General features: G+C 47.5%; 15 protein-coding genes. 8 read left to right on the forward strand and 7 right to left on the reverse strand.

The genetic code is table 11. From position 1 onward, the window contains the following. Positions 1–28 precede the first annotated feature (28 nt). Positions 29–355: a metalloregulator ArsR/SmtB family transcription factor gene (locus ACKTT9_RS26890; RefSeq protein WP_315955497.1), complete on the reverse strand. Its 327-nt coding sequence runs from the start codon at positions 353–355 to the stop codon at positions 29–31. Between the two features lie 122 nt (positions 356–477). Then, entirely contained in the window at positions 478–1,281 is an 804-nt protein-coding gene (locus ACKTT9_RS26895) for a uroporphyrinogen-III synthase (RefSeq protein ID WP_407868319.1), read from the reverse strand. A 192-nt stretch (positions 1,282–1,473) separates the two neighbouring features. On the opposite strand from ACKTT9_RS26895, the gene ACKTT9_RS26900 reads away from it, so the two are divergent. The 3 genes from ACKTT9_RS26900 to ACKTT9_RS26910 are packed head-to-tail and all read left to right on the forward strand — an operon-like array spanning position 1,474 to position 5,474. Then, positions 1,474–3,219 (forward strand): spore germination protein, encoded by a 1,746-nt coding sequence (locus ACKTT9_RS26900; RefSeq protein WP_407868320.1) that lies wholly within the window; start codon positions 1,474–1,476, stop codon positions 3,217–3,219. Further along, positions 3,203–4,300 (forward strand): GerAB/ArcD/ProY family transporter, encoded by a 1,098-nt coding sequence (locus ACKTT9_RS26905; RefSeq protein ID WP_407868321.1) that lies wholly within the window; start codon positions 3,203–3,205, stop codon positions 4,298–4,300. The genes ACKTT9_RS26900 and ACKTT9_RS26905 overlap by 17 nt, the downstream gene beginning before the upstream one ends. Beyond that, positions 4,287–5,474 (forward strand): Ger(x)C family spore germination protein, encoded by a 1,188-nt coding sequence (locus tag ACKTT9_RS26910; protein WP_407868322.1) that lies wholly within the window; start codon positions 4,287–4,289, stop codon positions 5,472–5,474. The genes ACKTT9_RS26905 and ACKTT9_RS26910 overlap by 14 nt, the downstream gene beginning before the upstream one ends. Before the next feature lie 20 nt (positions 5,475–5,494). Here ACKTT9_RS26910 and ACKTT9_RS26915 read toward each other — a convergent pair whose 3' ends face one another. After that, a complete protein-coding gene (locus ACKTT9_RS26915) occupies positions 5,495–6,064 on the reverse strand; it encodes a DJ-1/PfpI family protein (protein WP_407868323.1) in 570 nt (189 codons plus the stop codon). A gap of 102 nt (positions 6,065–6,166) precedes the next feature. Here ACKTT9_RS26915 and ACKTT9_RS26920 point away from each other — a divergent pair, with 102 nt between their 5' ends. Together ACKTT9_RS26920 and ACKTT9_RS26925 are read left to right on the forward strand one after the other, a co-directional pair. Further along, positions 6,167–6,952 (forward strand): class I SAM-dependent methyltransferase, encoded by a 786-nt coding sequence (locus ACKTT9_RS26920; RefSeq protein ID WP_407868324.1) that lies wholly within the window; start codon positions 6,167–6,169, stop codon positions 6,950–6,952. 161 nt (positions 6,953–7,113) lie between these two features. Further along, positions 7,114–7,734, forward strand: a complete 621-nt coding sequence (locus tag ACKTT9_RS26925) for an isochorismatase family cysteine hydrolase (RefSeq protein WP_157322432.1) — start codon at positions 7,114–7,116, stop codon at positions 7,732–7,734. A gap of 162 nt (positions 7,735–7,896) precedes the next feature. On the opposite strand, the gene ACKTT9_RS26930 is transcribed toward ACKTT9_RS26925, so the two are convergent. Next, positions 7,897–8,070, reverse strand: a complete 174-nt coding sequence (locus tag ACKTT9_RS26930; RefSeq protein ID WP_407868325.1) for a hypothetical protein — start codon at positions 8,068–8,070, stop codon at positions 7,897–7,899. Positions 8,071–8,237: 167 nt separating this feature from the next. Between ACKTT9_RS26930 and ACKTT9_RS26935 the strand changes: the two genes are divergently transcribed. The 3 genes from ACKTT9_RS26935 to ACKTT9_RS26945 all read left to right on the forward strand — a co-directional run bounded on the left by ACKTT9_RS26935 (position 8,238) and on the right by ACKTT9_RS26945 (position 11,011). Continuing rightward, positions 8,238–9,302 (forward strand): LLM class flavin-dependent oxidoreductase, encoded by a 1,065-nt coding sequence (locus tag ACKTT9_RS26935; RefSeq protein WP_407868326.1) that lies wholly within the window; start codon positions 8,238–8,240, stop codon positions 9,300–9,302. A 170-nt stretch (positions 9,303–9,472) separates the two neighbouring features. After that, on the forward strand, positions 9,473–9,790 hold the full coding sequence (locus tag ACKTT9_RS26940) for an ArsR/SmtB family transcription factor (protein ID WP_407873122.1): 318 nt from the start codon (positions 9,473–9,475) through the stop codon (positions 9,788–9,790). Positions 9,791–9,895: 105 nt separating this feature from the next. Further along, the gene (locus ACKTT9_RS26945) at positions 9,896–11,011 is read left to right on the forward strand and encodes an NADH:flavin oxidoreductase (RefSeq protein WP_407868327.1); all 1,116 of its coding nucleotides are present in this window, start codon (positions 9,896–9,898) and stop codon (positions 11,009–11,011) included. Positions 11,012–11,251: 240 nt separating this feature from the next. Here the strand turns inward: ACKTT9_RS26945 and ACKTT9_RS26950 are convergent, their stop codons facing one another. From ACKTT9_RS26950 to ACKTT9_RS26960, 3 genes are all read right to left on the reverse strand, one after another. After that, complete coding sequence (locus ACKTT9_RS26950; protein ID WP_407868328.1) at positions 11,252–12,013, reverse strand: arylamine N-acetyltransferase family protein; 762 nt, start codon at positions 12,011–12,013, stop codon at positions 11,252–11,254. 92 nt (positions 12,014–12,105) lie between these two features. Then, on the reverse strand, positions 12,106–12,924 hold the full coding sequence (locus ACKTT9_RS26955; protein ID WP_407868329.1) for an inositol monophosphatase family protein: 819 nt from the start codon (positions 12,922–12,924) through the stop codon (positions 12,106–12,108). 35 nt (positions 12,925–12,959) lie between these two features. Then, the gene (locus ACKTT9_RS26960; RefSeq protein WP_407868330.1) at positions 12,960–13,403 is read right to left on the reverse strand and encodes a DMT family transporter; all 444 of its coding nucleotides are present in this window, start codon (positions 13,401–13,403) and stop codon (positions 12,960–12,962) included. Positions 13,404–13,415: the final 12 nt, after the last annotated feature.

Raw genomic sequence — 13,415 nt, forward strand, 5'->3', positions numbered from 1 at the left:
TGATGGGTCACAATCGTTCTGTTACCATTCAATTCTTGGTGTCCTTACCCTGCAGCTTCTGCAAATAGTCATCCAGGCGGTCGAAGCGCTGCTCCCAGATGACGCGGTAGCTCTCCAGCCATTTGTCGAGTTCTCGAAAAGGATCCGGCCGCAGCCTGTAGATTCGGCGATTCGCATCCACCTCGGCTTCCACAATGCCGGCCTCGCTGAGAACACGCAAATGTTTGGAAGCTTGTGGCTGCCGCAGCTGCAGCCGTTCGGCGATTTCCCCTACGGTCAGCGGACATTCGCGCAAAAGCTCAACCATTTGCATGCGGGTTGGTTCTGCCAAGGCACTCATGACGTTAATATCCATTATCATCATCCGTTCTCTTGCTGTAAGTATACGGGGCCTTCGGTTCGTGTGAGTCATGGATGCTTCACTTACTAAACCGAATATACCACATAAGGAATATTCCTGTAAAGGAATATTAATAATTACTTGCTGTAATCCTTCACTAATTCAATAATCATAGCTCCCATTCGTTCCGTTTCAGGCACAATGACCTGATTCAGCCCTTCATCTCTCAAAGCCTCGGCGGTTACTTTGCCGACTGCAACTGCTTTTACCTGGGTGGAAAAAGCTTGTCTCACGGCATCACTAATCCCTTGGCGTCTCGTATATTCGAACAAGTACCTCACTTGCACGGCAGTGGTGAAACATACCGCATCAATCGAACCTGTCGTAAGCTCGTGGCACAACGTTTCAAGTACAGCGGATTCCGGTTCAATATGCCGATAAGGCAAAAGCTGAACGACAGCGGCCCCCCGCTCCTCCAAGAATTGAATCAAAGCGGGCTGTGGTTCTCCGTGCAGTTGCACGACGACCGTTTGATTCGCGAAATCGCAATCATCCAGACGGTTAATTAAACCTTGGATCGTCCCATCTTCATCAATGACGGCTGGTTTTATCTCTAACTTCTTAAGTAAATTGATTGTCTTATATCCGCGCGCGGCAACATTCGCATCTTTCATTTTTTGCAGCAGCGTGGAAGCAACACCTAACTTTTCAGCCGCGTCAAGCAGCGTTTCTGTGCCAACTCCCGTAGTGAATACAAACCAGTCCACTTGGTTATTTGCGCAAAAGAGCAATTCTTTCTCTATGGCCGACTCATCCAAGTAAATGAAGCCCTGCAAGGGACGAACTACGGGTATTCCACCCTGTTTTTGAATGAGCAAACTCATTTCCTCTGTTTTTCTGGATCCCGCAATAACGATCTTTTTACCCGATAATTTATCCATCTCTCTCCAATTCCCCCTATCTTACTATGAAAAGTATATAGAAATTAGCCGCTGAATTCATCAACCAATTCGAAATTTTATGAACCATCCACAAACCAGGCTTCTGATCTTCCCAGAGTTCCGCTTGTATCGCCACTCATCCATACATGAAAATTCTGTTAAATAAACATAATAAATACGGGGGTGTTGTCAATGTGGCGCACAATTGTGGAAGCTCTTCCTGGTTGGAAAACGCTCTTTTGGGCTTTATTCACTTTTCTTATTCCTTATAGTACCTCTAAACTATTCGGTTGGTTTCATAAAAAGGAACGGATTAATCGCGGTTGGGACGAAGAAAACAAGTCTACAGTTCCTAATCCCCCCCTCACAACCAACAGCAGCAACTCACCATCGAAACCATGGACGAATTGGCCGCCTTCCGATACACTGACTAGCCAGTTACAAGTGAATTTAAATCTGTTATCCGAACGGCTTGGCTGCGACTCGGACTATTCCGTGCGCGAATTTAACATCGGAGGAAGCTCGATTCGTGCGGCTATAGTCAGTATGAGCAAATTGTCCGACTCAACCATCATTCAAGAGCATATTCTCAAACCGTTGATGTTGGATCTTTGGAAATCCAATGTGACAGAGATGTATGCCCGCACCGATTTCAAAGGTTTCATTAAAGATCATGTTTTACCGCTTTCCAAAATAAACGAAGCTGAACTTGTTCATGAGGTCATTGAAAAGGTGATAACAGGTTCAACCGCTTTGCTTATTGAAGGTATTTCCGGTTGTTTAATCCTCGGAACCAGTTCCACGGCGCCGCAAAATTTCGAAGAACCGTCTTCGGAATCGCTTGTCCGCGGACCTAAGATCGGCTTTGTCAACTCGCTCGACGAGAACATCTCCCTGCTGCGCTCACGAGCATCCGATCCTAATTTGCGAATGCTGAGCTTCCAAGTTGGCGAGAGGAACAAGAAAAACCTGGTCATCTCTTACGTAGAGGGAATCGCAGATCCTAGTCTGGTGGATGAGGTGAAGCGCAGAATCGAGAAAATTAAGATCGATGACGTTCTCGAATCCGGATATATCGATCAATTGATTGAAGATAACTTCATGTCACCATTTCCACAGGTTCAAAGCACGGAACGTCCAGATCGAGTCATTGGCTCCTTGTTGGAAGGCCGAGTAGCCATTCTGACGAATGGAAGCTCCTACGTTTCCATTGTTCCAGTGACGTTCAGCATGCTGCTGCAATCACCCGAAGATTATTATGTGCATTGGATTCCATCTTCTTTGGTGCGCTTATTGCGCTTTTTTGCCGCATTCGTAGCACTGCTCGGACCTGCTATCTACATCTCATTCTTATCGTTTCACCAGGGGCTGATCCCGACGAAACTTGCTATTTCTATGGCGGGTACCCGTGAAGGCGTTCCATTCCCCCCATTCTTGGAAGCTCTGATCATGGAGGTTGTTATTGAAATTCTGCGTGAAGCAGGACTTCGTTTGCCCAAACCTGTCGGTCAGACAGTCGGCCTTGTCGGCGGGCTGGTCATCGGTCAAGCCGCCGTTGAAGCAGGCATCGCAAGTCCATTAATGGTTATCGTTGTATCCTTAACCGCAATCTCCTCCTTTGCGATACCTCAATACGATGCTGGTATTGCTTTGCGCATGCTGCGTTTTGTCGCCATGTTATCTGCGGCAGCGCTTGGGATCTACGGAGTTGTCATGTTCACCCTTTTCCTGAGCATTCATTTTGTCAAAATTAAAAACTTCGGAATTCCTTATGCCAGCCCCTTCGTTCCTTACCAGCCAGGCGATTGGAAAGATCTCTTCATACGTGCTCCTCTTTCAAGTATGAAGAAACGGCCCCGGATGTTGCATCCGCAGGACCAAACACGGCAAGGAAATCATGCACGGAAAGGGAAGCAACCACATGATCCGTCCGAATGATCGCATTACAACTCCTCAAGCTGCTGTCATCTTAGCGAATATTCTCCTAGGAGTGGGCATTCTGACCTTGCCAAGATTTTTGGCGGACAAGATGGAAACTCCTGACGGATGGATAACCGTGATTGTCGGTGGCATCCTGGCGTTTGGGTTCGGTTTGATTATGGTCAAACTTAGCCAGCACTTTCCAGGCAAAACCTTTTTTGAATACAGTCAAATCATCGCAGGCAAATGGATAGGAAAATTGCTTAATCTAATTATGATCGTGTATTTCGCCCTTTTTGCCGGATTTGAAATCCGTGATATGTCCGAGATCATCAACTATCTTTTCCTTGAAAAAACGCCTAAGGAGTTTATTATTCTCGTCTTTATGTGCGTTGCCGTCTACCTGACCGCCGGAGGGATCAGCTCCATCGCAAGGCTATTTGAATTCATTTTGCCGCTTACCCTTGTCATTATTATTGCAAGTTATTCGTTAAGCTTAAATCTTTTTGAACTTGAAAATTTACGGCCGGTACTCGGTATGGGGATTGGCCCCATTTTCAAGGGATTACCTGAGACTTGGAGGGCCTTTGCAGGCATTGAAACGATGTTATTCGTTACTGCCTACATGAGCCGGCCTGAAAAAGCCGGCAAAGCACTTTTAGCCGGAATCAGTATTTCCGTTTTCGTTTATTTGATCACCATGATCGTCGTCTTGGGGGGCATACCTTATGAACAAGTCGCCACGTTGACATGGCCTGCGATATCCATCGTCCGGTCCTATGAGCTTACCGGGTTCTTCCTTGAACGTTATGAATCATTGCTCATCGTGGTTCGGTTAATCCAGGTGTTCACAGGATTTGTTATGTACCAATACATTGTTTCTTTAGGACTATCACAAACATTTAAAAAAGCTTACTATCGGTATATTTACGCCGTATTACCGGTGATTTTCATCATAGCGATGTATCCCAAAAGCATCAATCAAGTGAAAGCGCTCGGAGACATTGTCGGCAGCATCTTTTTTGGAATCATCGGTCTGCTTGCCCCTATTCTTCTTATCATCACAGTGCTAAGGAAGATCTCTTATGTCCAAAATTAAAATACTCACCGCCACGATGCTTATAATGTCGCTGCTATTGTTAACCGGATGCTGGGATAGTAAAAACATAACGGAAATGTCGATTGTCGTTGGCGAAGCTATCGATCAAGGCGATGAAGCCCCGAAAGAGGACAAATTAAACGAAAAAGGCGGCGGTTACCGCAAACAAGACTTAATCACCATCACATGGCAAGTTGTTATCCCCAAGATTGCTGCATCAAGGAATGCCTCCGGCGACCTGAAGCCGTATAAGAATCACTCCCTGTCTGGAGATATGATTCATCAATTCGCACGCGAAGTTTCACTCGAGTCCAAACCCCTTTTCAACCAGCATCAAAAAATGTTCGTCTTCGGGGAGAAACTCGTGCGCAGCATGGATTTACAGACGTTAATCGATCAGCATTTCCGCGATAATGAGGTAAGAGAAAGCGGTCTTGTTCTCATAGCCCGAGGGCTGGCCAAAGATACATTAGAGTCAAACAGCCCGGAAATCCCCGTAGATCGGTTAGTCCGAATTTCAAAAAATCAATACAGATCTACGAGGATTTTACCGTCCATGACGATTCAAAACGTGATGGAAAAGATCGCAACCCATTCCAGCTTCCTGATCCAAAGCGTAGCTGCTTCGCAAGGGGAAGTGAAATTTGCCGGAGCTGCCGTGTTCAAGCAGGAGGAAAATAAGCTAATCGGCTTTCTAAGTGAAGAAGAATTGGAAGGCTTGACCTGGTTAACAGGAAAAAGTAAAGGGGGCGTGGTGAAAACAACAGATGAGGGCAATCATCCCTTTATCATCTATGAGCTGGAATCGCTAAAAAGCCGTATTCAACCGAAAGTAGCAGGAGACCGGATTTCCTTTCATGTGGATATTGATTCTGTTGGCCGTCTAACGGAGGACTGGCGCGAGAAAGTCGACTATTTCGATAACAGCTACCTTCAATCCGCGGAAAAAGCGGCGGAAAAAGAAGTTGCACGGCATATCGACCTGATTCTCCATACAATGCAAAGCAAGTATTCTGTTGAAGTTGCCGGGTTTGGAACGCAATTAAGAATCCATTACCCCAAAGTTTGGCAAAAAGTGAAACAGAACTGGGATCAAGAATTCAGCAAGATCCCTGTTACGTACAGCGTGAAATTGAAAATAAACGATTATGGCTTGAGACGCATGAAAAAATAAGCCAGACGGCGCAGGCCAAGTTATCTGTCCATGATGTCTCTAAACAGCTCTCTCTTTTCATTCTCGTCGGTATAGATGCCAAGATAATCAAATATTTCAAAAGAGAAGTCGACGAAAGCGCGACCTTTGGCTGTAAGGACATGCCCATCTCGAACCACTCGTTTATCTACATAATTGTCCCGCGGGAACGGATCTTCTACATGCAATTGAGTTATACGCTCTACGGAACATGATGTCGTGAACCTGCGATGATGCAGCAGACCGGCTCTCCCAAGATATTGTGGCCCGTTACAAATAGCGGCAAGCATCTTGCCTTCTTGATCAAGTTTGATGATAAAATCGGTCAGCTCTTGCTGCTGGTTTCGAATCGGGCCACCAGGGATAAGAAGTCCTTCGATATCGTTCAGCGCCATCGCTTCATGGAAAATCAAATCAGGCCTATAGGTTAAACCGGATTCGCTGACGATAGCTTTATCGCTATATGCCACTGTCAAAACTTCCTTCTTCCCTACATTTCTAATTTTATGGAGCGCCAGGGTAATCTCAAAATCCGCAAATTCATCAGAGATAAAACAAATTATTTTCCCCATCGTGGATACCACCTTAGCTATTATTGTGATAAAATAAGTATGAGTTCCGTAATGTGATACTGAGTTTCATCTAGTGAAATAATTATTTCGGAGGTGTTTCTTATGGAAAATGAAAGTACCATCAAACAACATGTCCAGCAGCAGTTCGGCAAACATGCCAGCAAGTACGTGACAAGCGAGAATCATGCAAAGGGTGATGATCTCGAACTGCTACTTACTTGGCTGCCCTTGAAAAATACTTGGAACGTGCTGGATATTGCAACGGGCGGAGGCCACGTTGCCAAAAAGCTGTCTGCTCACGTCAGGCAGGTCGTCGCTACCGACCTAACGCGCCCCATGCTCTCTGTTGCCGCTGATCACTTGAAGCAGGCGCAGTGCGATAACGTCCTTTTTGTTGTAGCCGATGCCGAACAGCTGCCTTTTCTCGATCGTTCGTTTGATGCGGTCACCTGCCGCATAGCTGCCCATCACTTTCCTAATCCGCACTTATTCCTTCATGAAGCGGCACGTGTACTCAAACCGGGCGGCAAACTGGTTCTCATCGATAACGTCGCTCCTTCTGACGAAGCACTTGATCAATTTATGAATACATTTGAAGCTATGCGCGATACGAGCCATGTTCGGTGTCTAACCGTCCCCGAGTGGCAAGCCCTTGCCGAAAAAGCAGGATTACAAGTGGAGATTTCCCTTATGAATCGCAAACCACATAAGTTCCCTGCATGGGTCATGCGTACCGCCGAGAACGAAGAACAAGCAAAGTCGGTTGAGCAATTTATTACCAGCGCAGATCAGGCGAATCAAGATTATTTTTCCGTTCACATCGAAAATGGCAAGCTTCAATACCTCGAAATTGACGAGTGGCGGGCTGTGCTCAGCAAACCATTGTAAATAACAGTAAACAGGCAGCCAATCTACTTTGGCTGCTTATTTTTTTAAACATAGTTTACCACACTTTTCTAGCGGAATATGACCAGGCTCCCCTTCATATATTCATGGGGATAATAAACGAGACGAATCCTCATATTTCAATGTGATTTGGAGGAACATACATGTTTAAACCACATCCCGCCAATACAGCAATTGTCATTACGGACCCGCAAAACGACTTTCTTTCCCCTGGAGGCAAGGGCTACCATTTAACTAAAAGCTTGATTGAGCAATACAATACACTAGGGAACCTGGAAATTCTCATGCATACTGCGATGAGCAAAGGATATCAGCTTTTTATCTCGCCCCATTATATCTATCCGCATGATTACAATTGGCAATTCACGGGTGCTGAGCAAGAAATGTTATTAAAACTCGGTGTCTTTCAAAAGCAACACGACTATACTTCGGTCGGCGCCGATTGGGTTCCCTCACTTAAACCCTACATATTATCTAGTCGAACCGTCATAACAACAGCCCATAAGGTAGCCAGCCCGCAGAGCAATGATCTAGTCTATCAACTGCGTCAGCACCGGAAAGAAAAGATCATTCTGGCAGGAATCCTTTCGAATATTTGCGTTGAGTCACATATGCGTGATTTGATCGAAAACGGCTTCCAAACCGCTGTTGTTTATGATGCCACTGCTACGATAAGTGAACAGGCTTTTCAGGCCGCGCTGACCAACTATCAGGCATTCAGTAGTGCTACGTGGTCAACACAACAGGCAATTTCACAATTATAGTATAGTCTAAAATGTGAACCGCAAATTGCAAAAAAGAGACCCACAGCAACGGGCTGCGGGTCTAAAGTTTTATATTTTAAAGGGGGGTCGACTTTTATTATAGGCTTGTTTCATTAAAACCAGATGAATATAAGATTTCAATTGTGTTACATTTTTTTCAATTTAACTTTGGTTAATTTTTTGCGAAAAAAAAGATACTACAATAGTGACAAGAAACCAAGATGCTCCTCCGACGAAGCTGACACTGATATGTTTATCTAAAAAGTAGTTCACGGCTGCCCAGCTAATCCCGCCTGCCAAACCCAACAATACGGCTTTACGCATTCTCTTTTGCATAACATTCCACCTTTCAACAGGCTCTATTTTACTCTAAAACTGTTGCTTAGGGTATTCATAAATATTCCCGGTCTATCGGTGTGCCACGGAGCGATATTTACTTACTTTTGTTGAGTTACACTAAAATATAAAGTATAATATTCCTATACAGAAGGGAGAGAAGAACCATGTCTAATCATACAACTACTTCACTCGAAATAGGAATAAGCACTTTTCTCGAGGCTGCCCCGAGAGCAGGCGGGATCACACATGCGCAGCGGCTCCGTCAAGCCGTTGAAGAAATTAATCTTGCCGAGCAAGTCGGCCTGGACGTCTATGCGATCGGCGAACATCACCGCGCGGATTATGCGAGTTCGGCCCCAGCCGTTATTTTGGCAGCCGCGGCTTCTACAACCAAGCGCATTCGGCTGTCTAGCGCCGTAACTGTGTTGTCATCGGACGACCCTGTTCGCGTGTACCAAGCTTTTTCCACGTTGGACGGCCTATCCAATGGGCGGGCGGAAATTATGGCGGGCCGCGGCTCGTTTATCGAATCTTTCCCCTTGTTCGGATATGACTTGAACCACTACGACGAACTATTCGAGGAAAAGCTAGAGCTTTTACTCGCGATCCGTGAAACGGAGAAAGTGAACTGGCGCGGCGGCCATCGCCCCGCCATCAACAACCTTGGCGTCTATCCGCGTTCCGTTCAGGAGCCGTTGCCCGTATGGATCGGAACCGGCGGCAATCCGGAGTCCGCGATCCGCGCCGGCCTACTTGGGTTGCCGGTCGTTTTTGCGATCATCGGCGGTATGCCGGAGAGATTCGCTCCTCTCGTCAAGCTATACAAAGAAGCCGCTGCGAAAGCCGGGCATGACGTCAGCAAGCTGCAGATTGCGACGCATTCACACGGCTTCATTTCCGATACAACAGAGAAAGCCGCCGACTTGTTTTACCCGCCAACGGCTGCTCAAATGAACACCATTGGGCGCGAGCGCGGCTGGGGTCCCTATACCCGCGAATCGTTCGACGACGCCCGCAGTCTTCGCGGAGCACTCTACGTCGGCGATCCCGAGTATGTCGCCGAGAAAATCGTGCTGCTGCGCAAAAACTTGGGCCTAACGCGCTTCCTCTTGCACGTTGACGTCAGTTCGGTGCCGCATAGCGAAGTGCTGCGCACCATTGAACTGCTTGGCACGAAGGTAGCGCCAATCGTTCGCAAAGAGCTTGCTCGCGAGACGGCTCAAGGGTGATTGAACTATACCAAACAATGGGTCCGAGCCAAGGTGTTACTTGGCTCGGATTTTTTAACCTGAGCGGTTCCTCCCATTCTAGAAATCCCTCTATTTCTCAAGCGCCGTACTTTTGGTATACTGGGAACAAATCAACCAGAAATGGGTGTCGAGTAGTGAAACATGAAGAAATGCTTGCGGTGCTGAAGGCTCTCTCCAATGAGACCCGTCTCAACATTCTTTGCTGGCTCAGGGAGCCAGATAAGTTGAACGAAAATCTGCCGAGCGTCATCAAAGAAGAATTCCCGGGAGGGGTCTGCGTGGGAAGCATCCAGGAGAAATCCGGTCTGGCGCAGTCCGTCATCTCCTCCTATCTATCTTCCATGCAGAAAGCGGGACTGCTGGAATCTCGCCGTTTTGGGCAATGGACCTATTACAGACGAAATGAAGAAGCTATCGCCGAGTTCTTGGCGAACTTTTCCGCAGGGCTGCAAGCCATGAAGAAGTAGCTCTCAAAAGTTTTCTCCGTAGAACTTGCATCTTTATCGATTAATCTATATATTTGTATTTATAGATTAATTCTAAACCTTTTACATGCAGGAGGAGAAAATAAGATGACTACTTCCCAAAAAACAGCAGCTTTGTTCCAACCTTTTGAAGTTGGTAACCTGAAGCTTGATAATCGTATTGTCATGGCACCAATGACTCGTACTTTTTCGCCAGGAGGTATCCCGGGCCCTAACGTAGCGGGCTACTACCGCCGCAGAGCGGAGAACGCGGTTGGCTTGATCATCACCGAAGGAACCGTCATTAACCATCCGGCTGCGTCGGCAGATCAGGGTGTGCCGCATTTCTACGGCGAGGAAGCTCTGGAAGGGTGGGCGCGTGTCGTCCGCGAAGTGCATGAAGCCGGGGGCAAAATCGCTCCGCAGATCTGGCATACTGGAACGGCCCGCGATAAGAATAAATTCCCCGATTCGGATATCGATTCCGTCGGCCCATCCGGCCTCAACCTGAAAGGCGAGAAAGTATCCGAGCCCCTTTCGGTCGAAGAGATTCAAGGTCTCGTTCAGGCTTATGCCCAAGCCGCAGCGGACGCGAAACGTCTAGGCTTCGATGCTGTAGAGATTCACGGCGCGCATGGTTATCTCATTGATCAGTTCTTCTGGGACGTGACCAACAAACGTACGGATGAGTATGGCGGCAGCGACCTTGTTGACCGCACCCGATTTGCGGTAGAAGTTATCGAAGCGGTACGTGCCGCGGTTGGTCCCGACTTCCCGATTATCTTCCGCTTCTCCCAATGGAAGCCGGTGAATTACGATGCCAAACTCGCAGCGAATCCAGAGGAGCTGGAACGCTTCCTTGCACCGTTGTCCGCAGCTGGCGTTGACATCTTCCACGCATCCACACGCCGCTTCTGGGAGCCTGAGTTCGAAGGTTCTGATCTCAACCTGGCTGGCTGGACGCGCAAAATCACCGGGAAACCGGCTATTACCGTCGGTTCCGTTGGATTGGACTCCGTCTTCACCAGCCTATTTGAAGAAGGCAAAGGTGGCGAAGCTGCCGGCATCGAAAGCCTGATCGAGCGTCTGGATCGCGGAGAGTTCGACCTCGTTGCCGTCGGTCGTGCGCTATTGACTGACCCTGCTTGGGCAGCCAAAATCCGTGATAACCGCACGGATGAATTACAGCCGTTCACGCGGGAGTCTCTTGCTACGCTGAGCTGATTTCATTCCGAGCGAGCAAGCCTTGTGAATTTCGCTGTAACGGACATCAGAGTCGTTATTTTCAATAAATGGTACTTATTTCATTTCTAGCGGACACCAGAGCCGTTAATAGAGCAAAAGCGAGCAAACACGGAAGCAGTAAATAACTGCTCCTGGGTCCGTTAGCGTAACAAATAACCGTACAACATCATAAAAAAGGGTGCCCACCAACCATATCCATGGCTGGCGGGCACCCTTTTTTTATATAACAATACCAAAATAAGCGAACAACGCTTCTTTATACGCTTCATCTGTCTCAGGGGTGAAGGTTCGTACCCCCTCAGAGTTGAACACACGAAACTCACGATCAAAGACGGTATGCCGCCCCTCCAATGTCCGGATTGCAACAATCGGGCATTTGGTGAAAATCGAATCAGGCGCATTTTCACACCAGAAACTGGCAAACAGGTAGTCTTTCGGCAGCTGCGGCTCCTCCGTGAACGAGTAAATGCGGGGCCAACCCCCATGTTTCTGTTCACAAAGCACCCAGCCATGATCGGAATCTCTCTCGAGGCGGTAATACTCCTCGCCTTGCTGCTGGACAAGCCCTTCGATAAGGGCAAGCGGCCTGATGGGTACAACCCCGCCGACACCGACATCGCACAAATACTCGGCGCCCTCGGCCTCTACCTTCAGGACGTGGTGGCGTCTTTTGGGCGGGAGCTGGGTCTCATCGCGCCAAAACCTGGCAACAAGGTCAGTCACCTCGTACCCCAGTTCGCGCAGCAACCAACCGAATAAGGCGTTTAACTCAAAACAGTAGCCGCCTCGTTGGCGCACGACAATCTTTTGAAATAGCTCCTGCGGATCCAAAGATAGCGCTTTGCGTTCCAGAATATCCAAATTCTCATAGGGAACGGAGTACAAATGTCGCTCTTGCAGAGCAGCCAACGTTTTGGCACTGCCATCAAGCGAACCTTTAAAGCCGATGCGATCTAAGTAGCTCTGAACTTGATTATTCAATCTAAGACACCGTCCTTACGAGAAATACTTGCCAGTAAGTAAACAGTCATATGATTGAATCATACCATGGGGCACGAGAGGATGACAAAAGATCATTTTAATAGAGACATTAATTCCTCATGGACGGCCGCATTGGAGGCAACCAAGCTATCATCGCTTAGGACAAATGTTTTTCCTGCCGCATCGGTTAGCAGCCCACCCGCTTCCTGCAGAATAACCATTCCGGCGGCGACATCCCAAGGATACAGGCCATCATGCCAAAATCCCGTCAATCGCCCTGACGCTACCAGGCATAAATCAAGACTAGCCGCCCCCATAATACGCACGCTCCGGGCTTTGCCTGTCATTCTTCCGATTTGTTCCACGACCACAGAATTCGGCTTCCAGTCCAAAGCGCGAAAACCCGTTGCCAGCAAAGCTTGGCTGATGTCCTGCTCCTGCCCGACCTGAAGCCTGCGGCCATTGAGAAAAGCCCCGCCCTGCTTTTGACCCGAGTAGAGCTCATTGGTTACAGGATTATAAACGACTCCGCCAATCGGAATGCCATCTTTCACAATCCCAACCGAGATCGCAAAATGCGCGATATTGTGAATAAAGTTAATCGTGCCGTCAACAGGGTCGATAATCCATCCATAGCCTGTTGGCGACTGCTTTAACGTATGGTGGGAATCCTCCCTGCCGCCATCTGTTTCCTCCGATAAGATCCAATGATCCGGATAAGCATGGTTAATCCGACTGCGCAGCAATTGCTCACTTTGCACATCAACTTCCGTCACCAGATCGGCTTGATTCTTCTTTTCCTGAATGTGCAGCGGCATCTTCATGAGTTCCATAATCAAAGCGCCCGCTTCTTTCACATAACTGATTGCATCTTGCATAATTGCATTCTCATACGCTTGTCGCTCGTTCATATGCGCTCCTTCTCCTAAAGCTTTCTCTGATTGATTTATCTGGATGATTTAATGAAGCAAAGGATACCTGTCATAATAAGTAAAATACTTCCGAATTTCGCTAAAGTAACCGGATTTTTAGGCAATCCCATGAGCCCGAAATGATCAATAATTGATGAGGCTACCATTTGCCCGGCAATGATCAGAATAAATACGGGAAGGGTGCCGATTTTCCCTGTGGCATAGGAAGTGCTAAACATGATGCCTACACCCAAAACACCAGCTATCACAATCCACGGAATGACATGAAGCTGCAGCGGAGCAGGAGATTTCATACGCCATAATAAAAAAGTAGCAAACACGATTTGGATGGCGGAAACACCGATAATCATTCCGTATTGTCCCTGCACTTTCCCGATGTGCGCATTCATCATTCCTTGGGTAACGCCTAATAATCCAGCAGAAAAAGCAAGTATGAAGCTGATCTTGTTGACTAACATTCGCTTATCTCC

Source organism: Paenibacillus sp. P36 (genome assembly GCF_045866505.1).
Classification (GTDB): Bacteria; Bacillota; Bacilli; order Paenibacillales; family NBRC-103111; genus Paenibacillus_E; species Paenibacillus_E chondroitinus.